This window comes from Neobacillus sp. GCM10027624 (assembly GCF_042675345.1).
Lineage (GTDB): Bacteria > Bacillota > Bacilli > Bacillales > Cytobacillaceae > Neobacillus > Neobacillus cucumis_D.
The window spans coordinates 124,450-147,166 of the sequence record NZ_JBHTHD010000011.1 but is presented as its reverse complement, the minus strand read 5'-3'; the positions used below and the strand labels follow the sequence as shown (position 1 = coordinate 147,166).

The following is a 22,717-nucleotide window of genomic DNA, read 5'->3' as shown; positions in this document are numbered from 1 at the left end:
TAAATATATCAGTATAACATTGTAAAAAGGTCCTTAAAAATAAGATTGGAAAAATATGCAGTTTCAATCAAAAATGTTAAAATATATCTAATTAAAATAGATCCATTCTAGAGAGGAGGTTTAAGCTTGAATCTAAAGTATTTATATAGAACGTTAAGATTCCTTTTAGTAGTAGGAATTGTGGTTCTTGGATTTTTATCTTTTTATTATGTATCAAAGGTTACCTATCCATTTCTAATTGGGCTCGTTATTGCTTTTATGATTAATCCTTTGGTTAATATATTGGAGAAAAAAGCAAAAATGCCGAGGGTACTAGCTGTTTTCCTATCGCTAATCTTTATTTTTGCTCTATTTGCGGGATTGATTACATTATTAGTTGCAGAAATTGTTTCTGGAGCAAATTACCTTGCCGCAGTAGTACCGGAACATCTTGATACATTAATTGATTATATTGAAAAAGTCGTCACCGCCCAGATTATTCCCTTCTATAATCAATTAACAAGTGTTTTTAACAAGCTTGATGCCGGACAGCAGGATACCATTATCGGAAATATTCAGAATGTAGGGAAGAATATTGGTACCACTGTCGGTTCATTCATCCAAAACCTTTTCGGGATTATCCCTAACATTTTATCATGGTTTCCAACTGCCGCTACCGTCTTAATCTTTTCTTTACTGGCAACCTTCTTTATCAGCAAGGATTGGTATCGTCTGTCAGCCCTTGGTGGAAAATTATTACCTGAAAAAGCAAAGTCCAGTGGAAAAACTGTTTTTATTGATTTAAAGAAAGCCTTATTTGGGTTTATCAAAGCACAATTAACGCTCATTTCCATCACTACTGTTATTATTTTAATCGGATTGCTTATCCTTCGTGTCGATTATGCAATCACGATTGCGCTTGTCACTGGGATTGTCGATGTACTTCCTTATCTAGGGACAGGGGCTGTTTTTGTTCCGTGGATTATTTATGAGGTCATTTCCGGAGATACAGGACTTGCTATTGGGTTAGGTGTTCTATATGTGATTGTTTTAGCCCAAAGACAGATTATGGAGCCGAAAATTCTATCTTCTAATATTGGCCTTGATCCGTTAGCAACCCTAATTTCTTTATTCGTCGGATTTAAATTAATTGGGTTTTTAGGATTAATCCTTGGACCAGTTACCCTTGTCATTATCAGTACACTTTACCGTGCAAATGTCTTCCATGATTTATGGGGATTCATTGTGGGAAAAGAAGCATAAAAAACGTCAGCTCCCCTGCTGACGTTTTTTTATTTTATTATTTTAATATTGCCTTTATTAATCCATTTGCGGAACGAATTTTTCATTAAGAATTTAAATGGTTTTCTAGTTGGTGGGAAAAGCATGAGAAATCCTAGGATATCGGTAATAAATCCTGGTGTAAGAAGGAGCGTTCCTCCAATCAGAATACACACACCATCTAGTACTGATTCACCAGGAATCTGTCCGTAGCGCAGCTGTTCCTGTGCTCTTCGAATGGTTTGTAAGCCTTCTTTTTTTGCCAAATAGGCACCTAGGACCCCTGTTAAAAGGATAAAGAGAAGTGTTGGTAATACTCCAATTGTTTTGCCTGAAAAAAGAAGTAACCCAATATCTGCCGCCGGTATAATGATAATCAATAAAAATAAGTAACGCATTTTCCCTCTCCCCCTTATACCTAATAAGACAATCATACCATTGAAAAAGAAAAAAGAAGAGCAAAAGCCCTTCTTTTAATTATAGAACACTAGCGTGTCCGTTATAAATAACGCCTCTTGCTGCGTCCACGGTAATTTCTTGACCATCTGCAAATAGATTTAACGCATTGTCGACACCGACAATTACAGGAATCCCTAAATTTAAGCCTACTACAGCACCATGGCTGGTTAAACCGCCTTCTTCGGTAATAAGTGCGGCACTTTTTTCAATCGCAGGCATCATATCGCGGTCAGAGCCAATTGTAACTAAAATGCATCCGGGTTTTACTTTTTCCATAGCTTCCTTTGCATTGTGTGCAATCACTACTTTACCAAAGGCAGACTTCCGTCCAATACCTTGTGCCTTTGTGATGATATCACCAACAACATGAATCTTCATTAAATTGGTCGTACCAGCTTCCCCAACAGGAACACCAGCCGTAATCACCACTAAATCTCCGTGTTTGACAATACCGCTATTTACACTCTCTTCAACAGCAATTTCGAGCATTTCATCCGTCGTTGCACACATTCTTCCCAACTGTGGGTACACGCCCCAAACAAGGGATAAACGACGGGACACCGAATCATTTGATGTAACAGCAACAATTGGTGCTTTCGGACGATACTTCGAAATCATCCTTGCCGTATGACCACTCGCCGTTGGAGTAACAATCGAGTTTACATCAAGATTAAGTGCGGTATGTGCTACTGATTGCCCAATCGCATCAGTCAGATTGTGTTCCGTATCCTTGCTGCGGGTTGAAAGGATTTCTTTGTGGTCTAGTGCCTGTTCAGCTCTTGAGGCAATATTATGCATGGTCTGTACGGCTTCTACAGGGTACGTGCCGGCAGCCGTTTCCCCTGAAAGCATAATAGCATCTGTTCCATCGAAAATGGCATTAGCAACGTCACTAGCTTCTGCACGTGTTGGTCTTGGGTTACGCTGCATCGAATCCAGCATTTGCGTTGCCGTAATAACTGGTTTACCTAGTGCATTACATTTTTTAATTAACATTTTTTGTACCAGAGGAACTTCTTCTGCAGGAATTTCGACCCCAAGATCACCGCGTGCGACCATCAAACCATCGGAAACCTCCAGGATTTCATCAATGTTATCAACACCTTCTTGATTTTCAATCTTAGGGATAATATGAATATGGGCTGCATTATTTTCTTCTAAAAGCTGGCGGATTTCCAAAACATCTTTGGAACGCCGAACAAAGGAGGCAGCGATAAAATCGACGTCCTGCTCAATCCCAAAAAGGATATCTTTTGTATCTTTTTCTGTAATTCCTGGTAAATTAACAGAAACTCCCGGTACATTTACACCCTTTTTATTTTTTAATGTACCGCTATTCAAAATTTTTGTATGAATTTCATTTGCAGCTTGATCTATTTTTGTTACTTCAAGACCAATTAACCCGTCATCCAATAAAATTTTCGAACCTACGTGAACATCTTCAATTAGCCCGGCATATGTAACGGAAAATTTTTGCGGTGTACCTTCCACTTCTGTCATCGATATAATTATATTTTCCCCGGACTTTAATTCAATTGCACCGTTTTCCATATTATTTGTACGGATTTCAGGGCCCTTAGTATCAAGCAAAATAGCGACTGTTTTATTTGTCTCTTTTGCGGCTTCACGAATATTCTTAATCCGTGCACCGTGTTCTTCGAAATTTCCATGGGAAAAATTCAATCTTGCTACATTCATTCCCGATTCAATTAATTGTGTTAATTTTTCAACCGACTCGCTTGCGGGACCGATTGTACAAACAATTTTGGTTTTCCGTAACATCCTTTATTTCCTCCTAGATCGAGCATGATTAAATGGATAATTCTTTTGAAAGGTTATAAAGCTGCAGGTCTAATGTGTGTTTCTTCCCTAACGCTTCAATGATATCATAATCAACAAGCCGATTATTTTCGATTCCGACTGCACGTCCACCCTTACCTTCAAGTAGTAGCTCCACAGCCCTTGCTCCTAAACGGCTGGCAAGGACACGATCGGCAGCACTTGGTGATCCACCCCGTTGAATATGTCCTAAAACGGAAACCCTAGTATCAAAGCCTGTCGCTTCCTCTAGTTTTTTAGAAAATTCAACGCCGCTGCAAACACCCTCAGCCACGATAATAATACTATGTTTTTTACCACGCTCTTGACCCTTGCGAAGACGGTCAGCAATTTCATCCATATCAAAATTTTCTTCAGGAATTAAGATGGTTTCGGCTCCGCCGGCAAGACCTGCCCAAAGAGCAATATCACCTGCATTGCGACCCATTACTTCAATCACAAACGTTCTTTCATGGGATGTAGCTGTGTCACGGATTTTATCTAAAGCATCAATTACCGTATTGAGCGCCGTATCGAATCCAATAGTAAGCTCTGTGCCTGGTATATCATTGTCAATCGTTCCTGGTACACCTACACAAGGAAAACCTTGCTCAGTCAAAGCTTTTGCTCCGCGGTACGAACCATCTCCTCCGATTACCACTAACCCGTCAATTCCATGAGCCTTTAATTGCTCAATTCCTTGAAGCTGACCTTCTTTTGTTTTAAATTCCAGGCAGCGGGCTGAATGAAGCATGGTCCCGCCTCGATGAATGATATCTCCAACTGAACCTAGTTCAAGTTTTTTTATATTACCGCAAATCAATCCTGAATAGCCACCATAGATACCGTAAACTTCAAGATTATGATAAATTGCTTTTCTAACAACTGCACGAATTGCCGGATTCATACCGGGTGAATCTCCACCACTCGTAAGTACCCCAATTTTTTTCATGGTAATCACCCCATTATAAAATAACTAAATTTATGTATTGCAAAAAAAAATTAGACTCTCAGCCTATTTTGTTGATAACTGCTTTTAGTATTCGCATAAAACACTTGAATATTTATAAAATAACATGAAGAAATAACGATAACAACTGATTCATAATGCAAAAATAAATAGACGGAATAGTCAGTCAACTGCAAACGGTTTAACTGGAAATGCAACCGTTATCATTGTCTTTTTCAAAAACTTTTAATGAATATTATGTTACAAAAAAATGACCATGATATAAAAAACGTGCCTAAAAAAGACACGTTTTACTGAACACCAATATAATCCTTTGCAAGTGAAAACTCACCTATTGTCCTGAATCGATTATACCGGTCTGCAATCAATTCATCCTCTGAAAGTTTAAGAAGTTCTTGTAAAGAAGTCTTTAAAATGTTTTCAATTTCCTCTGCCTGCTTTTTAACATTTTTATGGGCACCGCCCTTAATCTCAGGGATAATATCATCGATTACACCCAGTTCTTTTAAGTCTGGTGCGGTAATCTTCATCGTTTCTGCCGCTTTCTTTGCAAGAGCGGCATCCTTCCACAGAATAGCTGCTGCCCCTTCGGGTGAAATAACCGAATAGGTAGAGTTTTCCAGCATATAAATCCGATTGCCGACACCAAGTGCGAGGGCTCCACCGCTTCCGCCTTCTCCAATAACAATACAGATTACAGGTACCCGCAGACCAGCCATTTCAAAAAGGTTTTTCGCAATCGCTTCACTTTGCCCCCGTTCTTCAGCGGCTTTCCCGGGATAGGCACCTTTTGTATCAATAAAACAAATAATCGGCCGTTTAAATTTATCTGCCTGCTTCATTAAACGAAGTGCTTTTCTGTACCCCTCCGGATGGGGCATTCCAAAATTCCGGCGGATATTTTCCTTCGTATCCTTACCCCTTTGATGGCCAATGATGGTAACAGGTAATCCCTTAAATTTAGCAATACCGCTGACAATAGCCTCATCATCCGAAAAGGTACGGTCTCCGTGACATTCAAAAAAGCCTTCAAAGATTTCCGCAATATAATCAAGTGTTGTCGGTCTATTTGGATGGCGGGCAATCTGCACACGATCCCACGGCTTAATATTTTCGTAAATATCTTTTTCAAGTTTCTCTAAACGAGACTCCAATTTTTCAATTTCCGAGCTTAGATCAACATCAGCTGTTTTCGTAAATTCCCTTATTTCGCTGATTTTCTTTCTTAGCTCAATAATTGGCCGTTCAAATTCTAGTTCTCCTACCATTCAAGCTCACCTCCAGGTTGATGGATTTCGAGAATGTTAGTAATTTGATCCACTAAATCCAAACGAGAAATAATTGCATCAAGCTGCCCATGTTTTAGAAGGAATTCCGCTGTTTGAAAATCCTCCGGCAATTCTTCACGGATAGATTGTTCAATAACCCTTCGGCCTGCAAACCCAATCAAAGCTTCAGGTTCTGCAAAATTAAAATCACCTAGCGATGCAAAGCTTGCGGAAACACCGCCAGTAGTTGGATGTGTCATCATTGAAATAATTAAACCGCCATTATCACTAAACCTCTTCAAGGCAACACTGGTTTTCGCCATCTGCATAAGACTTAGTGCTCCCTCTTGCATTCTGGCACCGCCGGAAGCAGTAAAAATAATAAATGGTACGGATAGCTCATCCGCTTTTTCGATCGCAAGTGTTATTTTTTCACCAACAACCGACCCCATACTTCCCATTCGGAAGGTGGCATCCATAATAGTTACAACAATTTTATGGCCATTGACAGTTCCAATTCCAGTTACAACTGCTTCATTCAGTTTACTTTTTTCTCGGTCTTTTTCCAGTTTCTCCAGATAATCAGGAAAATTCAAAGGATTTTTTGAAATCATATTTTCATTTATTTCTTCAAAACTACCTTCATCCAGAAAACTTTCAAGCCGTTCTTTTGAATTCATTTGGAAATGGTGCCCACAATGAATACACACCTTTAGATTTTTATTTAATTCCTTTGTGTACATTATCTTTTTACATGAAGGACACTTTGTCATTATTCCTTCAGGAACATCACTTTTTACCGTTTCAGTTGGAATGGTTGCATATTTTCTCTTCTTAGTAGTGTTTTTTGTAAAAAGGTCTTTAAGCAAAAAATAACCTCCCTCGTTGTAGTTCTTAGGCCAACCGGCAAGACCTACATCTTCTAATCAAAAGTCTTTCTATTCTTTAATCACTTCATACCTTTGCGGGTTTATAAAAGTGGTCAGACCACCCACATATCAAAAATCCCATAATCCGGGCATCGCTTGTCTGTATCCACTATAAAGGATTTGGGGTTCAAATTTTGTTAGTATTTGTCGCTGAAGAAGACAATTTTCGCAGATTCCGGTAGGCTGAAAGCGCTTTTTGCTCATTTTTTTCCGCTAACGCTTCGAGTAAAATAAGGTAATCTTCCCGTTTATATTCAACTTTTCTTAAATGGAGTGAGTTGTAATAATCCTTTAAAATTAACCACATTCTTAAAAATAAATGGTTATCAGCGTTTTCAATGATTCGGTAAAAAAACTCATCATCATTCAATTGACCGGATTTAACCTTTTCAATGAGTTTCAAAATATTTTCTTTACCCATTCGTTGAATGGCTAATCGGAGACAATCCATTTCAATTAAATTTTTTGTTTCAAAAACATCTTGTTTCGCTTTTTCATCCTGTAAAATAAAGGTACTTAAAAGCTGTACAAGCTGGTTCCCGCGGAAATCTCTGATAAAGGTTCCTTCCCCGCGTCTCGTTTCAATTAGCCCCAGCAATTCTAATGCTCGAAGGGCCTCTCGAACGGAAGAGCGCCCGACATTCAGGCGCTCTGATAATTCCCGTTCAGATGGTATTTTATCGCCGGACTCAAGTCCGTCAGCAGTGATCATTTCTCTCAACTGCTTTACAATTTCGAGGTAAACTTTCGTATTTGACACTTACGATCTCACTCACTTTTTCCAATAATAGCAAGTCTCATCGTTTTTTCTTTTACTTCTTCAGGGTCAACTTTAATACGTGCAACTCCTGTTTCCATTGCAGCTTTTGCAACAGCTGACGCTACTGCAGGTGCAACACGGGGATCAAATGGTCCCGGAATGACGTAATCCTCATTAAGCTCAGCTTCTGAGATTAATCCAGCAATCGCCTCAACAGCAGCCACTTTCATTTTTTCATTGATATGTGTCGCACGAACATCAAGCGCTCCACGGAAAATCCCAGGGAATGCAAGAACATTGTTTACTTGGTTTGGGAAGTCTGATCTTCCTGTCCCAACAACCTTTGCCCCGGCTTCTTTTGCTACATGTGGCATAATTTCCGGATCAGGGTTAGCCATGGCAAAAATAATCGCATCATCGTTCATGGAAGCAACCATTTCTTTTGTAAGGGCACCAGCAACAGAAACCCCAATAAAGACGTCTGCGCCTTTAATTACATCTTCAAGACTTCCAGCTAAATTATCATGATTAGTGAATTTCGCCACTTCAGTCTTAACGGCGTTCATTCCGACAGGACGGCCTTCATAAATGGCACCCTTTGTATCACACATGATAATATCTCTTACACCATAATGATATAACAATTTAATGATTGCAATCCCGGCAGCACCGGCTCCATTCGCAACCACTTTAATTTCAGTCATCTTTTTACCAATTAACTTTAAGGCATTGACTAGTCCCGCAGCCGTAACAATCGCTGTACCGTGCTGGTCATCGTGGAAAATTGGGATATTGGCTTCTTTTTTTAGTCTTTCTTCAATAACAAAGCAATGTGGAGCAGCAATATCTTCAAGATTGACACCGCCAAAGGTTGGTTCCATTAGCTTAACGGTTTCAACGATTTTATCAACATCTGTAGTATTTAAACAGATTGGGAAAGCATCCACTCCGGCAAAGCTTTTGAATAGGACTGCTTTTCCTTCCATAACAGGCAATGCAGCTTCAGGGCCAATATTTCCAAGACCAAGTACAGCTGTCCCATCGGACACAACGGCAACCATATTCCCCTTCATTGTATAGTCGTAAACAGTTTCGGGTTTTTCATAGATATCTTTACAAGGCTCCGCTACACCTGGTGAATATGCTAAACTCAAATCCTTAGCATTTCGAACTTGAACTTTTGATTTTGATTCTAATTTCCCCTTGTTAATGCGGTGCATATGTAATGCTTCTTCACGTAAAGTCAAGCTAAGTCACCCCTTAAATTATCACCAAAAAGTTTTTTTGAAATCTCTCCGACTATGAGTGGTCTGACCACACTCGTCTCTTTATCACTATAACATATCTGCGAAAGTTGTAAAGAATTATTCTTTCAATACGACATTATCGGGACCAAGAAAGTCCCCCAAGTTTGTCAATAATTTAGAAGTGGGATGTACATTATATTCACTTGCTAATCGGACAGTTTTTCGGGTGGATTCATAATGTAAGACAACACTAGTATCCCCCTTTTCCTCTTTTAAAAAATAATATAATTTCCTTAAAGAAAGTTCATCTTGTTTTCCCTCGACAATTTTAATATATAACACAGAGGCTTTTTGCTTTTTTTCCTGAAGCCAGTGCTGCATTTCTGCTGCCTGCTGGATAATAAATTGACGTTTCCCTTCCCTTTCTTCTACCTTTCCCTCGACGACGGCAAATTTCCCTTGGTCTAAAATTGATGAAAAGCGCTTATAAACTGCAGGGAAAACCACTGCCTCCATTTCACCACTTGAATCACTAATGGTAAGAAAGGCCATCGATTCACCTTTTTTCGTACGAATTTTTTTTGAGACAGTAACATAAATTCCTGAAATTGCCCTGTTCCTATTCATAGTAAGCTCAAATATCGCTTGAGCTCCCTTTTGTTTTAACTCCTGTTCATAAGTGGAAACAGGATGATTGGAAAGGTAAAATCCGAGTGCTTCTTTTTCAAAGGAAAGCTTGTCCTCGGACCTAATGGGATCAACCTGTACATACATTGGTTTCGGAAAGTACTCTTCACCGGAAAAAAAGTCAATTTGGCTGGAGTCATCCGGATTCACCAGCTGGGCATGTTCAATTGCAACATCTAAACTGGCGAGCAGGATGGCACGGTCTTCCCCAAATTCATCAAAGCTTCCGGAATGAACCAGGGTTTCAAGCTGTTTACGATTAATTGCTTTCGATGAAATACGGCTGCAAAAATCAAATAAATCTTCAAATTTTTTCTTTTTCCTTGCTCCAAAGATTTCTTTCAAGGCAGCTGCGCCGACACCCTTGATTGCCGCTAAGCTATAACGAATCCCTTCCGGTTCCACTTGAAATGAATACCCGCTGTTATTTATGGAAGGAGACAGTACTTTAATCCCCTTTTGCCTAGATTCCATAATATATTGCGATATTTTTGATTCATTTCCAATTGAAGCCGTTAATAACCCCGCCATAAAATACAATGGATAATGTGCTTTTAAATAAGCAAGCTGATAGGCAATCATACTGTAGGCAACTGCATGGCTTCGATTAAATCCATAATTGGCAAAGCGGACAATCAAATCGTATATTTCATTCGCCAAACTCTGTTCATAATCCTTTTTTAAAGCCCCTTGGACAAAATGGTTTCGTTCACGGTCTAGTGTCTCTTTTTGCTTCTTCCCAACAGCTCTTCTCAATAAATCGGCTTCTCCCAACGAGAATCCGGCCATTGTCGAGGCAATTTGCATGATTTGCTCCTGATAGACGATGACTCCATATGTATTCTCAAGAATGTTTTTTAAATCCGGATGTGGATAACTAACGGGCTTTATTCCATGCTTGCGATCAATAAACAGCGGGATGTTTTCCATTGGACCTGGCCGGTACAACGCATTAACCGCCACAATATCTTCGAATCGTGAGGGCTTTAATCGGACTAACACCTTTCTCATTCCCTCCGATTCCAGCTGGAAAATTCCTGTGGTTTCCCCGCTCGCTAACAGTTCAAACGTTTCAGAATCGTTTAGTGATATGGAACCGATCTCTACTTTTTTACCGGTTTTTCTCTTTATGGAAGCTAAAATAGATTCAATCAGCGATAAATTTCTTAATCCAAGAAAGTCCATTTTTAACAGACCAATTTCTTCAAGGTACTCCATTGAATATTGCGTTAAATAAACATTTCCACTTCCCTGTTGAATGGGAATTAAATCAACAAGCTGCTTTTCACTGATTACTACTCCTGCCGCATGCGTGGATGTATGCCGCGGGAGCCCCTCAAGTTTCAAGGCAGTTTCATAGAGACGCCGGTTCAATTGATTTTCGTGAATAAAATTTCTAAATGCATCTGATTCGTTATAGGCAGCATTTAGACTTATTCCTAATCGAGAGGGAATAAGCCTTGATAGATGATCCAATTCCTTTGAATTGAATCCAAATGCCCTACCGACATCCCGCAATGCTGCTTTTGCCGCCATTGTTCCGAACGTGACAATCTGAGCAACATGCAAATCCCCATATTTATCTGCAACATATTCAATGACTTCATCGCGGCGATGGTCCGGAAAATCGATATCAATATCAGGCATGGAAATTCGTTCCGGATTCAAAAAACGTTCAAATAATAAATGATGCTGAATCGGGTCTACATCCGTAATGTACAGTACATACGCAACAAGAGAACCTGCTGCCGACCCCCGGCCCGGCCCAGTCAAAATCCCATTCTCACGGGAATATCTCATAAAATCCCAAACAATTAAAAAATAGTTGCTAAACTTCATTCGTTTGATGACCGATAATTCGTAAGCAAGCCTTTTTTGATATTCTTCTGAAGGGTTAGTTATACGCTCAGCTAATCCCTTTTTACAAAGCATGTCCAAATAATCTTCTGCTTGCATACCATTTTCTGTTGGATAAACAGGTAGAAAAGTCTTGTTTAATTCAATATTTACCTGACAGCGCTTTTCAATGGCGATTGTATTTTCTAAGGCTTCCGGTATTTCAGAAAAAGTCTCAACCATTTCTTCTGGTGTTTTTAAATAAAAATGGTCACTCCCCAATTTTTCATGATTTTCATCATTTACTTTGTCACCATTTTTGATGGCCAGCATGACTTCATGTGCGAACGAATCATCTTTTTCTAAATACTGAACGCAGTTTGTTGCAACAATAGGTATATTTAACTTTTGGGAAAGTGATAGAATTCCATCTCTTATCAATCTTTCTTTCTCCAAATGATGATCTTGAATCGAGAAAAAAAGATGGTCATTACCGAAAATCCCCCTCAACTTTCTGGCAGCAGTTTCTGCTAATTCTTCCTTCCGTTCTGCTAGATATTGTTCAATTTCCCCTTCGATTCCCGGGGTAATAGCAATTAACCCTTTTGCATAGTGTTTTAACCACTTGAAAGGAATACCACTTGGTGATTTTGTTTGAACCGCACTTGATATTTTTAAAAGGTTTTTAAAGCCTTGTTCATTTTCTGCCAGTAAGACAAGCGGAAAAGACTCCGCTTCTGCTTCTTCACTCTGAACATCTATGGTTAAACCGATGATAGGTTTTATATCAAATTTCTTACACAATTTATAAAATTCGATTGTTCCGTACATGACATTTCGGTCTGTTATCGCTATGGCGGAAAACCCCTTTTTCTTTGCGTTTTCTACCAAATTAGGAACAGATGCCGTACTCGTTAATAAGCTGTACGCGCTATATACATGCAGGTGAATAAAAGACATTAGTCATCACACCCTTAAAACGATTATCTATTTCTTATTATAGAACTTCATTGAAAAAAAGAAAATATGTTCCCATAATTAAGGCAGGAATATTGGTATTTTCAAATTTTAGTGCAAAAAACATATTCGTTAGGCTTTGTCCATATAAATGAGTAAGGGATTACTGATTTTGTGTAAGGGCGGTTGAAAACATGAAAGATATTGGTTTTTTTCCTACTTTTATAGAAAGCTACTTTATTGCCTTAGGCGTTTTACTTGGCGGGTCATTAATTGGAGGAATTGCTTCTTTCCTAACTGGACAGCCGCCGCTGACAGCCGTTGCTCGTTTGTCTTCAGCACTTCGAATATGGGCAATTGTAGCAGCAATTGGTGGAACCTTTGATGCTGTGTATAGCTTTGAGAGAGGAATTTTTAATGCTGAGACAAAGGATGTATTTAAACAGATACTCTTAATTCTTTCCGCACTCGGCGGTGCCCAAACGGGTGCTCTGCTAATCAATTGGTTGACACAGGAGCATTTATCATGAGAATCCCGCCTTACTATAGAAGGCCCGCATGGCAAAGATTTTTTTCTGGCATGGCTGTTGGCGGTGCGATTAGTTGGGTCATTTTTTTATATATTTTTGGAGTGTGGCAAGAAAAGCATACGCATAAAATCCGTCTTCAGGAGGATGAAATCCTGGAATTGAAAAAGGATATTAATATTTGGCAGCAGGAATATAAAGAGAGTAATAAGCGCAATATTGAACAAATTACAGTTCAAAAAATAAATGTTCGGATTACAAATTGGGAGAAATATAAGCTTGATCAGCTTGGTACTTTTGAAACTGAGGAATCCGTAAAGGACGATATTAGCATGATGCTGGCCAAGGACCTAGAAACGGTTTATAAAAGTAAGGATTTGATTAAAAAAATCATTGAAAATAAAAGAGTGAAAATTAACAATAAAAGATATAAGCTGGAAGTGAAAGAAATGATTGTTTATACCACTCTTTCCATTGAGCTTGAAATTAATTTTGATGAATAATATTCGGCCCTAATAATAAAGGGCCGAATTTTTATTAATTTTAATGATTAGGAGTGTGATTTACAAACCTCACGTAGTTCGTTTAAAACTAAGTCCACTTCATCCCAGGAATGAATGGATGCACCTGCAGCAAGGGGATGACCGCCGCCTTTAAACTTGCGTGCTACTCCATTAATTACCGGTCCTTTTGAGCGGAGGCGAAGCCTAATTTGGTCATCTTCTTCAATGAAAAAGACCCAGGCTGTAATTCCTTTAACGTCCCCTAATGTACTAACTAATAAGGAAGCTTCCGGCGGCTTCGCTCCAAATTCCTCTAAAAGCTCCTTTGAAAGGATAACCGAGGCCACTCCATATTCCTGTAGTTCAAAGTTTTGCAAAATATAGCCATTTAATTTTATGATATTTAAATCCAGCTCATACATCTTGTCATAGAGTTCTGTTCGAGAAAAATTATATTGGATTAATTCTCCTGCATGCGAAAAAGTCTTTTCTGTTGTACTTGGATAAAGAAATCTGCCGGTATCGCCAACAATCCCTCCATACAAGAGTCTTGCAGCTTTATCATTCATTTTCAGACCTTGCTCTTTCCCAAATAAATAGAAATCATAAATCATTTCACTGCATGAGCTTGCACTCGTATCCACCCATAAAAGGTCTCCATACGGGTCTTCGTTTGGATGGTGATCAATTTTTATCAGCATATCACCTAAAGTATACCGGCTGTCGCAAATTCTTTCCGTGTTAGCTGTATCACATACAATCACAAGTGCACCGTTATAAACTGCATCCTCAATGGTATCCAATCGCTGCATAAAATGAAGGGATGGTTCTTCGCGGCCCACAGCATAAATCTTTTTCTCCGGAAAAGATGCCCTCAACATTTCGACAAGTCCGCATTGGGAACCATATGCATCAGGGTCTGGACGAACATGGCGATGAACAATAATGGTTTCATATTTTTTAATTGTTTCTAAGATTTTTTCCTGCATGGCGTCTCCTTTTTCTGTTCATTTTGAACCGGTTCTGGCATTTTTTGATGATAACCTGTACAATAGTAGATGATTTTTTAAAAGTTCGGAGGAGCTAAAAATGTCAGTACTCGTTATTTTAATTGTCCTATTATTTGTACTATACTTATTTTATAAAACAAAGTACTTTAGAAGCAACCGTCCTGCTGAAAAGAAATGGCTTTCGGCTAAATCGAGTATTGCCCTTGGTCTTTTTGTCTTCTTTTTCGGTATTAATACTGTATATTTATCGCAAACAACCGTTACCATTATTGTTGCTGCTGTTTTTATTATCATTGGCGGCATAAGCTCTTGGACTGGATATAAAGCTTATAAACATTACCTGCCATTTGCTGTTAAAGAAGCCGAGACCCTAAAAAGACAGTAAATAAATCAAAGGCCGCTCCATTGATATCAGGAGCGGCTTTTCTTATTGTTTTAGGTTCGATCAATCAGCTGACACATCATCATTGCTTTTCCGACTAATATGCCGTCATTAAATACCTCAACGTCTACCTTTCCAAACTTCCGCCCTACTTCAAGTACTTTTGGATAAATTTCTAGTGTACTTTCCATTTGCACGGGTTTAAGGAAATAGATGGTCATATTTTCAACGACAAGATCGCCTTTTTTATAGCTTCGTAAAATTCGATTTGCTGCATCGGAGACAATCGTGGTGAAGACACCATACGAAATGGTTCCAAGATGATTCGTCATTTGCGGGCTGACTTCACAGGAATAAACCTCTTCACCTTTTGCCTTCCCTGGAATTAATTCCATCTGGTTGGTTACGATATCATCAATCGTTTCACCGACCTGAGGCTGCCGTTGATTCATTTGCAGCGTTTTTAATACATCCTGCCTGCTGATAATTCCTTCTAAGCGGTTCGAATCATCTGCCACTGGAAGAACCTCTATGCCCTCCCACACCATCATATGGGCTGTGGAAGCAACACTTGTTTTTCCGCTTACAGTCATTGGATTTTTCGTCATAATCTTATCAATAGTTGTTTCAAAATCCTGCCCTAAAATATCCTTTGAAGTAACCATCCCTTGTACCTTCATATTATGGTCTACAACCGGATAACGGCTGTGGGTGGTTTGTTGATTTAATTCATGCCATTTTGAAACCTTATCTGATGTTTTTAGAAAAAATGTTTCAGACAAAGGAGTTAAAATATCCTCCACCAAGATGATTTCTTTTTTTATTAATTGGTCATAAATGGCACGGTTAATCATCGTTGCTACAGTAAACGTATCATAGCTCGTTGAGATGACTGGCAATTCTTGATTATCTGCAAGCTTTTTGATTTGGTCCTCGGCATCAAATCCTCCAGTAATCAGGACTGCCGCTCCTTCTTTCAAGGCAAGTTCATGAGCTTGTGTCCGGTTGCCGACGATTAATAGGTTGCCCGCTTCGGTATAGCGCATCATTGCCTCTAATTTCATAGCCCCAATGACGAATTTATTCAGTGTTTTATGGAGACCCGTTCTTCCCCCTAAAACTTGACCATCTACAATATTTACAACCTCGGCGAAAGTAAGTTTTTCGATGTTTTCTTTTTTCTTCCGCTCTATTCTAATAGTCCCAACACGTTCAATAGTGCTGACATATCCTTTATTTTCAGCTTCCTTAATGGCTCGATAGGCTGTGCCCTCGCTGACATTCATCGCCTTTGCGATTTGGCGGACAGAGATTTTTTCGCCTACAGGAAGTGTATCAATATATTGTAAAATTTGTTCATGTTTTGTAGCCAAGACCGTCACCCTTTATTTTAAATTCCCATTCATCCAGCAATGACTTTCCCGGATTCGTTGTAAATTCAATTATAGAGTTAAAAAAGCCTTGAAACAATAAGAAAAGCGGAAACGCCTTGTTTAGCCCCGAAAAGCGCTGGAGGGCCTGACGGTGAAGTCGTTCTTTGACTTCATCGTCAGGATCGAAGCGACTCGAAGGGCTAGGCGTTGGAGCTAGACATGAGGATTGTTACTTTTATACGAAAAAGCTCCGGTATCTGGTTGTACCGGAGCTTTTTTATACTCTTTAATGAAACATGCGGGATTTTCTTTTACTGCGATTTGTTTGCAGTTTTTGGACTGCCTTTTTCGGGCTATAAAGAATTCCCGTTAAATTACCGGCAATCACCATTAGAGCAAAAGCAAGCCACGCTATAGAAAAAATCCCTTTCTGCCCCGGTGCGGTTACAGATAATTGAGGCACTGCATAATAAAGCATTGCTCCGCAAAGTAAAAGGCATAAAAAATATCTGTTTTTCTTCACATTTTTTCCTCCCTTAAAAAACTGCTTGTTTCATTTTTATGCTAGAAGGAAGAAAAAAAGTAGACAAATGCCTTAATTCTTTATAATTCTATAGCTTCTCCTGGCTGTAGAACTTTACCGTTTTGTTCCTCAAGTAGTTCAATAAATTTATTCGGATCCTGTTTAATTGGCGGGAAGGTATTAAAATGAATCGGCACAACTGTTTTCGCGTTTAATAGTTTGGCAGCATAGGCCGCATCCTCCGCTCCCATCGTAAAATTATCACCGATTGGCAGGAAGGCAATATCAATTGGATGACGCTCACCGATTAATTTCATATCGGAGAAAAGCCCTGTATCGCCGGCATGGTAAATTGTTTTGCCCTCATTGCTAAACAAAATACCCGTTGGCATGCCGCAGTATACGATCTCATTGTTAACTGTTGCATAACCTGATCCATGAAAAGCCTGTGTCAGTTTGACTTTTCCAAAGTCAAATTGATAGGCACCGCCTATATTCATCCCATGGGTTTGAACTCCTTGCCAGCTGAGATAAGTGGTTAGATCAGCGTTGGCAACAACAAGGGCACCAGTTCTTTTTGCAATTTCAACCGTATCGCCGACGTGGTCATTATGACCATGTGTTAAGAGGATAACATCGGGATTTACCTCTTCCACATTTAGATCGGTTAAAGAGTTTCCTCGAATGAACGGGTCAATTAATATTGTTTTCCCCTCCGTTTGAATTTGGACAATGGAATGGCCATGATAAGAAATTTTCATTGTTTTAACTCCTCTCAAAAAATCATTTTATAATTACTTCCATGCAAAAATTAGGAATTCCTTCCTCACAAAATAACTTTACCCAAAAGATAACGCTTTTAGCAAAAAAATGAACTATATCATGTCTAATTATAAACCTATCGCTACCAAAGTTCAGTTTGTTTACATTTAGCCTTTATATTGATAATCTCAAAGGTGGAAATGATTTTTAGGGGGATATCTAACATGAATCAACGTGTCGAAAAGCTTCAAGCTTGGATGAAAGAAAACGAAATCGAAGTAAGCTTCATCACCTCTTCTGAAAATGTTTTTTATTTAAGCGGATATTTTACGAATCCGCATGAACGCCTATTGGCTCTCGCTGTTTTTCAACAAGAAGAACCATTTCTTGTTTGTCCGGCCATGGAAGTTCATGATGCGAAACGCTCCGGATGGGACCATGAAATCATTGGATATAGTGACATCGAAAACCCTTGGGAAATGATTCAAAGTTCTATTCAAAAAAGAATCAGAATTGTATCAAAAACTGCGATTGAAAAAGAACATATGAATGTGGAACGGTACGAACTACTTTCGAGTCTTTTCCCAAAAGCTGCTTTTATTTCTGCTGAAGAAAAATTACGTATTCTTCGAATGATTAAGGATGCTAAGGAATTAAAAGTTATCGAGGAGGCTTGTGCACTCGCAGACTATGCTGTCGAATTCGGCGCAAGTGAAATCAAAGAAGGCAAAACAGAATTAGATGTTCTTAATGCAGTCGAATATGCATTAAAACAAAAGGGCGTTACCGAAATGTCCTTTGCAACCATGGTTTTAACTGGTGCAAATGCTGCATCTCCGCATGGCAACCCGGGCTTAACAAAAATTAAAAAAGGCGATTTGGTTTTATTTGACCTTGGTGTTGTCGTTGATCGCTATTGCTCTGATATCACTAGAACTGTTGCATACGGAGACATCAATGATAAGCAAAAAGAAATTTATGACACAGTCTTAAAAGCACAGCTTGCCGCAATTGAGGCGAGTAAGCCTGGTGTGACAGCAGCAGAGGTTGACCTAACTGCCCGCAGAATTATTGCTGATGCAGGATATGGAGAGTATTTTCCACACCGTTTAGGACATGGACTTGGAATTAGTGTTCATGAATATCCTTCCATGACTGAAACAAATCAGTTGATCATCGAAGAAGGCATGGTATACACAATTGAACCAGGAATTTATGTACCTGAGGTAGCTGGGGTTCGAATTGAGGATGATCTCTTTATTACCGCGGACGGTGCTAAAGTATTAACAAACTTCCCAAAAGAATTACAAATTATTAAATAACCATATGGAATTTTTATCTATTGAACAATCGAGTATTCTGCAGTAAAATAATAATACAAGCTGCATTGTACGTAATGATAATAAAGTTTTAACCTTTAAGCTGTAAAAGGGAGTTTTAACATTGAAACTGAAATGACATGCCTCTGTCTATAAGACATGGAGGACAGGCAGGAAGGTTTCTGCGAACACCCACTTTGAGGAGTGGTGGTTTAAAACTTTCTTATATGAATACGGCAATTGCGGCTACATATTAGTAACTAAAAACCAGCTTCGAATTGAAGCTGGTTTTTTATATACCTTATGCCTTTTCCAACAATGTCTTTGTATCTTTAAATTGAAGACCATGTGCTTCTGCCACTGCCTCGTAGGTTACATAGCCGCCAAGTGTATTAATTCCTTTTAACAATGCTTCATTTTTAAGGCAAGCCGCTTTATACCCCTTATTCGCTATATCTAATGCATACGGAACCGTTACATTTGTTAAAGCAATGGTGGAAGTGCGCGGAACAGCCCCTGGCATGTTTGCAACAGCATAATGGACCACCCCATGCTTTACATATGTTGGATTATCATGAGTCGTAATCCGGTCCGTAGTTTCAAAAATACCACCCTGATCAATGGCGATATCTACGACAACACTGCCCGGTTTCATTGACTGAATCATTTCTTCCGTAACAAGTTTCGGTGCTTTTGCTCCCGGGATTAAGACAGCTCCAATTACAAGGTCTGATTCCTTAACAGCTTCCGCAATATTATAATGGTTAGACATTAACGTAGTCACGTCTGAACCAAAAATATCATCCAATTGACGAAGCCTGTCGGGATTCAAATCAATAATCGTAACCTTCGCACCTAATCCAATAGCCATTTTGGCTGCATTGGTACCAGCAACCCCGCCACCGATAATTGTCACATTTCCTCGATGAACCCCCGGTACTCCGGAAAGCAATATTCCTTTACCACCATGAACCTTTTCAAGGAACTGAGCACCAATTTGTGCTGCCATTCTACCAGCTACTTCACTCATAGGAGTCAATAATGGCAAACTTCTATTTGCCAGCTGCACAGTTTCATAGGCAATTCCAATCACCTTTTTATCGATGAGAGCTTTTGTTAATTCCGGTTCAGGGGCTAAATGTAAATATGTAAATAGTATTAGCCCTTCACGAAAATAGGAGTATTCACTTGGGAGTGGTTCCTTCACCTTCATAACCATTTCCATCGACCAAGCTTCTTTAGCCGATTCTACTATCTTTGCCCCAGCTGAGGCATAATCTTCATCGGAAAAACCAGACCCATGCCCCGCTTCTTTTTCGATATATACTTCATGACCAAATTTTAATAGGTTTACTACCCCTGCAGGTGTCATTGCAACACGATTTTCGTTATTTTTTATCTCCTTAGGTACCCCAATCCGCATATCTTTACCTCCATTTAAAATCATCCATATTTACTATTATATCCACCCGTAAGCTTAATAATGTCAAAGCCCGTTATGAATATAGATTGCATTGATTGATTGAAAATAGAATAAAAAACAAAAAAAGACTGCCCTCATGCGGACAGCCTTTCTTCCCTGCCTAACCTTCTGTACTACTGCTTTCAGTCTGCTCGGTTCCCTCTCCGATAAATCCGCTATTATACGAATTCAAGATTTGCTCGCTTACCTCATTTGTCCCCTGTTCATCAAACTCAAAAATATTTTGCTTATTCGGATTACGCTTGCTCATGTGCCTGCCCCCTTCAATAATTAATACCTCATTATTGTTCGAAAAATTGGCACATCTATGCATTTCCAATTGTTGTATAATTTAAGTAAGGAGATGATGAATCATGGGACTTAAATATCAAAATATTTTGGTCGCTATTGATGGTTCAAAAGAAGCAGAATGGGCTTTTAAAAAAGGGATTGAAATCGCTAAGCGAAACAATTCCAGCCTTCTCTTAACTCATGTCATCGACACAAGAACCTTTGCAATGGTTGAAGCCTATGATCGATCTATAGCTGAAAAAGCTGACACTTTGGCATCTGAACTACTTCAGGAATACCAAAGGATTGCTTTAGATGAAGGTGTTATTAAGGTTGATTATGTAATTGAGTTCGGTTCACCTAAATTAATTATTCCAAAAGAAATTGCAAAAAAACACAAAGTAGATTTAATCATTTGCGGTGCTACAGGTATGAATGCAGTAGAACGTTTCTTTATCGGAAGTGTCTCTGAACATATTACCCGCTATGCTCCATGTGATGTCCTTGTTGTCCGTACGGAAAAGGATTCCTAATATAAAAACCCACACTTTGTAGGTTTTGTTTACATTTATATTTTTAGATTAATAGTTTTCCAGTGAAAGCTCTGATGATGTGTAGTAAAATAAAAAAAACTATACATGTGGAGGCAAATGTATGGAAGAATATTTTTCTTTCGATCAACGGCTGGGAATTCAACTCCCTGACATTCAACTAGATTGGGACCAACATTCCCGCCAGACCCAGGCTGCTATCTTGTTCTATTGGGAGCAAATTCGCGGGACCATTCCTGATAGAATTGCAGAACTTGAACATACGATTAATCAAAAACAAGCACAACTTTCAGATGAAAGCGACTTCCCTCGTTCCTGTGAACTAAACAGTGAAATCGCAGATCTTGCTTCCATTATCAATGATTTATGGATATGGTATCGCGCGAACCAAACTGTTTCAGTAAAAATGCACCATTAGAAAAGGCTCCCACTTTTGGGAGCCTTTTTATTTCAAGTCCTTTTTCAATTCTCTTACCACATGGCCTATTTCGGGAAGAATGAGTTTTTCCATCGCGAGCTTTACGGCACCTGAAGAGCCAGGGGTAGAAAAAACGGCTTTATCTTTCACAACCCCGGCAATGGCTCGTGAAAGTATGGCTGCAGATCCTATATCCTCCTGGTAGCTTACCATTCTAAACAATTCTCCAAACCCAACAATCTCTTTTTCAATTAGCTCCTGGACAGTCTCAATCGTCACATCCCTTTTGGCAATTCCTGTGCCTCCATTGGTGAGAATAATTTCGATATCCTCTCGTTCACAGCCCTTTAAAATTTCTTCTTGAATAGGGGACTTTTCATCTTTTACTATACAATAATCAAGGACCTTATGACCTGCTTGCTCTAGAAGGTCAATCATCAATCTCCCGCTTTTATCACTTTCTTCATTTCGTGTATCACTAACCGTAATTACTTTACAATGAACGGTTTTCGGCGCTTCTATTTTATGCTCTTTCGTACTCATCCGGATACTCCTCTTTTTCTTTTAAATAACGAAGCTGATAATATTTGTGGGCAACTTCCGTAACTTTCCTTGTTAACTGATAATTTGCCCCTGCCCCAATCGCCATGCTGACAAGCGGAATACCCTGAATCAATTTTTTTCGAAATAAAGCAATGACCATTGCCTTTAACAGCTGTTGGACAGGCTGCTCCAGCCAGGTAATATCCGTTATTTCTTCATTCCCTTGATAAAAATAAAAATCATCGTTTCCGTCTAATTCATTCATGAGCGCCGCCCATCCATCCTTTTGAATTCTAGGAGGGAGTGTAGCAGTATGAAAAACCTTCAGTGAAGTCATCATTTCAAAAGGAGTATTGACCTCAAATCCATAAGTCATAGCAATTAATTGCACAGCTCGTAAATTAATCACGGCCATTGCCGGAATATCCATTCCTAAAAGCAAGGTACCACCTGTTCCCGAGATTCCCCCTTGCGCCAAGGAATACAGCCGATGCTTGGCAATTTGCTGCTGGGCTATGTATTGCAATTGGTTGATATCTAATTTTTTTAGATCATCTATTTTTTCTAACTCCTTGTAAAAAATCCTTCCGGAAGAAAGAATTCGTTCCTTCGCATCCATCTGAAGCTGGGAACCCTGAATCATGCCATGTAAATGAAACAACCAGTTGTCGACTAATAGAAAAAACCTTTTTTGAACTGTTTTGGGTAAAAGTAAAAAGGCACGCTCTAAGTATTTTTCATAGGTCAATTGAAAGTCATTTGCTTCATAGCTGAATAAATGATTTTCCCATTCCCTTATTTCCTTCAAGACGTTTTTCTCCCTGTCTGAGAGCGGCATGAAAACACTCCTCCTGCTTACAAT

Annotated in this window: 23 protein-coding genes and 1 other RNA gene; 8 read left to right on the top strand and 16 right to left on the bottom strand. The window is 39.1% G+C overall.

Translation table 11 applies throughout. From position 1 onward, the window contains the following. Window positions 1–126 precede the first annotated feature (126 nt). The gene (ytvI, locus tag ACFQZ9_RS16925) at window positions 127–1,242 is read left to right on the top strand and encodes an AI-2E family transporter (protein WP_498944689.1); all 1,116 of its coding nucleotides are present in this window, start codon (window positions 127–129) and stop codon (window positions 1,240–1,242) included. Window positions 1,243–1,271: 29 nt separating this feature from the next. Here the strand turns inward: ytvI and ACFQZ9_RS16920 are convergent, their stop codons facing one another. From ACFQZ9_RS16920 to dnaE, 8 genes are all read right to left on the bottom strand, one after another. After that, on the bottom strand, window positions 1,272–1,658 hold the full coding sequence (locus tag ACFQZ9_RS16920; protein ID WP_498944688.1) for an FxsA family protein: 387 nt from the start codon (window positions 1,656–1,658) through the stop codon (window positions 1,272–1,274). Window positions 1,659–1,737: 79 nt separating this feature from the next. Beyond that, the gene (pyk, locus tag ACFQZ9_RS16915; protein ID WP_498944687.1) at window positions 1,738–3,501 is read right to left on the bottom strand and encodes a pyruvate kinase; all 1,764 of its coding nucleotides are present in this window, start codon (window positions 3,499–3,501) and stop codon (window positions 1,738–1,740) included. Window positions 3,502–3,529: 28 nt separating this feature from the next. Beyond that, on the bottom strand, window positions 3,530–4,489 hold the full coding sequence (gene pfkA, locus ACFQZ9_RS16910) for an ATP-dependent 6-phosphofructokinase (RefSeq protein WP_498944686.1): 960 nt from the start codon (window positions 4,487–4,489) through the stop codon (window positions 3,530–3,532). A gap of 308 nt (window positions 4,490–4,797) precedes the next feature. After that, window positions 4,798–5,775: an acetyl-CoA carboxylase carboxyl transferase subunit alpha gene (gene accA / locus ACFQZ9_RS16905; RefSeq protein WP_198309409.1), complete on the bottom strand. Its 978-nt coding sequence runs from the start codon at window positions 5,773–5,775 to the stop codon at window positions 4,798–4,800. Then, window positions 5,769–6,644, bottom strand: a complete 876-nt coding sequence (accD, locus tag ACFQZ9_RS16900) for an acetyl-CoA carboxylase, carboxyltransferase subunit beta (protein WP_498944685.1) — start codon at window positions 6,642–6,644, stop codon at window positions 5,769–5,771. The genes accA and accD overlap by 7 nt, the downstream gene beginning before the upstream one ends. A gap of 187 nt (window positions 6,645–6,831) precedes the next feature. Continuing rightward, window positions 6,832–7,416, bottom strand: a complete 585-nt coding sequence (locus ACFQZ9_RS16895; protein ID WP_198309580.1) for a FadR/GntR family transcriptional regulator — start codon at window positions 7,414–7,416, stop codon at window positions 6,832–6,834. A gap of 56 nt (window positions 7,417–7,472) precedes the next feature. Then, complete coding sequence (gene ystJ, locus ACFQZ9_RS16890; RefSeq protein WP_026572206.1) at window positions 7,473–8,711, bottom strand: NADP-dependent malic enzyme; 1,239 nt, start codon at window positions 8,709–8,711, stop codon at window positions 7,473–7,475. Between the two features lie 117 nt (window positions 8,712–8,828). Beyond that, window positions 8,829–12,194: a DNA polymerase III subunit alpha gene (gene dnaE / locus ACFQZ9_RS16885; protein ID WP_498944684.1), complete on the bottom strand. Its 3,366-nt coding sequence runs from the start codon at window positions 12,192–12,194 to the stop codon at window positions 8,829–8,831. Between the two features lie 191 nt (window positions 12,195–12,385). Between dnaE and ytrH the strand changes: the two genes are divergently transcribed. Then, window positions 12,386–12,721 (top strand): YtrH family sporulation protein, encoded by a 336-nt coding sequence (gene ytrH / locus ACFQZ9_RS16880; protein WP_498944683.1) that lies wholly within the window; start codon window positions 12,386–12,388, stop codon window positions 12,719–12,721. Beyond that, on the top strand, window positions 12,718–13,221 hold the full coding sequence (gene ytrI, locus ACFQZ9_RS16875; RefSeq protein WP_198309412.1) for a sporulation membrane protein YtrI: 504 nt from the start codon (window positions 12,718–12,720) through the stop codon (window positions 13,219–13,221). The genes ytrH and ytrI overlap by 4 nt, the downstream gene beginning before the upstream one ends. 47 nt (window positions 13,222–13,268) lie before the next feature. On the opposite strand, the gene ACFQZ9_RS16870 is transcribed toward ytrI, so the two are convergent. After that, window positions 13,269–14,210 (bottom strand): DHH family phosphoesterase, encoded by a 942-nt coding sequence (locus ACFQZ9_RS16870; protein ID WP_327835581.1) that lies wholly within the window; start codon window positions 14,208–14,210, stop codon window positions 13,269–13,271. 100 nt (window positions 14,211–14,310) lie between these two features. On the opposite strand from ACFQZ9_RS16870, the gene ACFQZ9_RS16865 reads away from it, so the two are divergent. Continuing rightward, window positions 14,311–14,616 (top strand): YtpI family protein, encoded by a 306-nt coding sequence (locus ACFQZ9_RS16865; protein ID WP_198309414.1) that lies wholly within the window; start codon window positions 14,311–14,313, stop codon window positions 14,614–14,616. 50 nt (window positions 14,617–14,666) lie between these two features. Here the strand turns inward: ACFQZ9_RS16865 and ACFQZ9_RS16860 are convergent, their stop codons facing one another. The 3 genes from ACFQZ9_RS16860 to ACFQZ9_RS16850 all read right to left on the bottom strand — a co-directional run bounded on the left by ACFQZ9_RS16860 (window position 14,667) and on the right by ACFQZ9_RS16850 (window position 17,270). Then, window positions 14,667–15,986, bottom strand: coding sequence for a CBS domain-containing protein (locus ACFQZ9_RS16860; protein WP_198309415.1), 1,320 nt, complete (start codon window positions 15,984–15,986; stop codon window positions 14,667–14,669). A gap of 286 nt (window positions 15,987–16,272) precedes the next feature. Further along, window positions 16,273–16,509: a hypothetical protein gene (locus ACFQZ9_RS16855; RefSeq protein ID WP_198309416.1), complete on the bottom strand. Its 237-nt coding sequence runs from the start codon at window positions 16,507–16,509 to the stop codon at window positions 16,273–16,275. Window positions 16,510–16,589: 80 nt separating this feature from the next. Further along, complete coding sequence (locus tag ACFQZ9_RS16850; RefSeq protein ID WP_198309417.1) at window positions 16,590–17,270, bottom strand: metal-dependent hydrolase; 681 nt, start codon at window positions 17,268–17,270, stop codon at window positions 16,590–16,592. A gap of 225 nt (window positions 17,271–17,495) precedes the next feature. On the opposite strand from ACFQZ9_RS16850, the gene ACFQZ9_RS16845 reads away from it, so the two are divergent. Continuing rightward, on the top strand, window positions 17,496–18,593 hold the full coding sequence (locus tag ACFQZ9_RS16845) for a M24 family metallopeptidase (RefSeq protein WP_498944682.1): 1,098 nt from the start codon (window positions 17,496–17,498) through the stop codon (window positions 18,591–18,593). 54 nt (window positions 18,594–18,647) lie between these two features. Then, a non-coding RNA gene (gene ssrS / locus ACFQZ9_RS16840) (6S RNA) lies at window positions 18,648–18,843 on the top strand. Between the two features lie 48 nt (window positions 18,844–18,891). Here the strand turns inward: ssrS and ald are convergent. After that, the gene (gene ald / locus ACFQZ9_RS16835) at window positions 18,892–20,013 is read right to left on the bottom strand and encodes an alanine dehydrogenase (RefSeq protein WP_198309419.1); all 1,122 of its coding nucleotides are present in this window, start codon (window positions 20,011–20,013) and stop codon (window positions 18,892–18,894) included. 160 nt (window positions 20,014–20,173) lie between these two features. Next, window positions 20,174–20,323: a hypothetical protein gene (locus ACFQZ9_RS16830; protein WP_165976245.1), complete on the bottom strand. Its 150-nt coding sequence runs from the start codon at window positions 20,321–20,323 to the stop codon at window positions 20,174–20,176. Between the two features lie 103 nt (window positions 20,324–20,426). Between ACFQZ9_RS16830 and ACFQZ9_RS16825 the strand changes: the two genes are divergently transcribed. After that, window positions 20,427–20,876, top strand: coding sequence for a universal stress protein (locus ACFQZ9_RS16825; protein WP_498944681.1), 450 nt, complete (start codon window positions 20,427–20,429; stop codon window positions 20,874–20,876). A gap of 121 nt (window positions 20,877–20,997) precedes the next feature. Then, window positions 20,998–21,312, top strand: coding sequence for a hypothetical protein (locus ACFQZ9_RS16820; RefSeq protein WP_498944680.1), 315 nt, complete (start codon window positions 20,998–21,000; stop codon window positions 21,310–21,312). A 27-nt stretch (window positions 21,313–21,339) separates the two neighbouring features. On the opposite strand, the gene ACFQZ9_RS16815 is transcribed toward ACFQZ9_RS16820, so the two are convergent. Both ACFQZ9_RS16815 and ACFQZ9_RS16810 read right to left on the bottom strand, forming a co-directional pair. Beyond that, window positions 21,340–21,855: a MogA/MoaB family molybdenum cofactor biosynthesis protein gene (locus ACFQZ9_RS16815; RefSeq protein ID WP_498944679.1), complete on the bottom strand. Its 516-nt coding sequence runs from the start codon at window positions 21,853–21,855 to the stop codon at window positions 21,340–21,342. Further along, the gene (locus ACFQZ9_RS16810) at window positions 21,836–22,693 is read right to left on the bottom strand and encodes an EcsC family protein (protein ID WP_498944678.1); all 858 of its coding nucleotides are present in this window, start codon (window positions 22,691–22,693) and stop codon (window positions 21,836–21,838) included. The genes ACFQZ9_RS16815 and ACFQZ9_RS16810 overlap by 20 nt, the downstream gene beginning before the upstream one ends. Window positions 22,694–22,717 lie beyond the last annotated feature (24 nt).

Bases quoted from the DNA above. Each gene is read 5' to 3' on its own strand.
- ACFQZ9_RS16920 (WP_498944688.1), bottom strand. From the start codon at position 1,658: ATGCGTTACTTATTTTTATTGATTATCATTATACCGGCGGCAGATATT.
- pyk (WP_498944687.1), bottom strand. From the start codon at position 3,501: ATGTTACGGAAAACCAAAATTGTTTGTACAATCGGTCCCGCAAGCGAG.
- pfkA (WP_498944686.1), bottom strand. From the start codon at position 4,489: ATGAAAAAAATTGGGGTACTTACGAGTGGTGGAGATTCACCCGGTATG.
- accA (WP_198309409.1), bottom strand. From the start codon at position 5,775: ATGGTAGGAGAACTAGAATTTGAACGGCCAATTATTGAGCTAAGAAAG.
- ACFQZ9_RS16895 (WP_198309580.1), bottom strand. From the start codon at position 7,416: ATGATCACTGCTGACGGACTTGAGTCCGGCGATAAAATACCATCTGAA.
- dnaE (WP_498944684.1), bottom strand. From the start codon at position 12,194: ATGTCTTTTATTCACCTGCATGTATATAGCGCGTACAGCTTATTAACG.
- ytrH (WP_498944683.1), top strand. From the start codon at position 12,386: ATGAAAGATATTGGTTTTTTTCCTACTTTTATAGAAAGCTACTTTATT.
- ytrI (WP_198309412.1), top strand. From the start codon at position 12,718: ATGAGAATCCCGCCTTACTATAGAAGGCCCGCATGGCAAAGATTTTTT.
- ACFQZ9_RS16870 (WP_327835581.1), bottom strand. From the start codon at position 14,210: ATGCAGGAAAAAATCTTAGAAACAATTAAAAAATATGAAACCATTATT.
- ACFQZ9_RS16865 (WP_198309414.1), top strand. From the start codon at position 14,311: ATGTCAGTACTCGTTATTTTAATTGTCCTATTATTTGTACTATACTTA.
- ACFQZ9_RS16850 (WP_198309417.1), bottom strand. From the start codon at position 17,270: ATGAAAATTTCTTATCATGGCCATTCCATTGTCCAAATTCAAACGGAG.
- ACFQZ9_RS16845 (WP_498944682.1), top strand. From the start codon at position 17,496: ATGAATCAACGTGTCGAAAAGCTTCAAGCTTGGATGAAAGAAAACGAA.
- ald (WP_198309419.1), bottom strand. From the start codon at position 20,013: ATGCGGATTGGGGTACCTAAGGAGATAAAAAATAACGAAAATCGTGTT.
- ACFQZ9_RS16830 (WP_165976245.1), bottom strand. From the start codon at position 20,323: ATGAGCAAGCGTAATCCGAATAAGCAAAATATTTTTGAGTTTGATGAA.
- ACFQZ9_RS16825 (WP_498944681.1), top strand. From the start codon at position 20,427: ATGGGACTTAAATATCAAAATATTTTGGTCGCTATTGATGGTTCAAAA.
- ACFQZ9_RS16820 (WP_498944680.1), top strand. From the start codon at position 20,998: ATGGAAGAATATTTTTCTTTCGATCAACGGCTGGGAATTCAACTCCCT.
- ACFQZ9_RS16815 (WP_498944679.1), bottom strand. From the start codon at position 21,855: ATGAGTACGAAAGAGCATAAAATAGAAGCGCCGAAAACCGTTCATTGT.
- ACFQZ9_RS16810 (WP_498944678.1), bottom strand. From the start codon at position 22,693: ATGCCGCTCTCAGACAGGGAGAAAAACGTCTTGAAGGAAATAAGGGAA.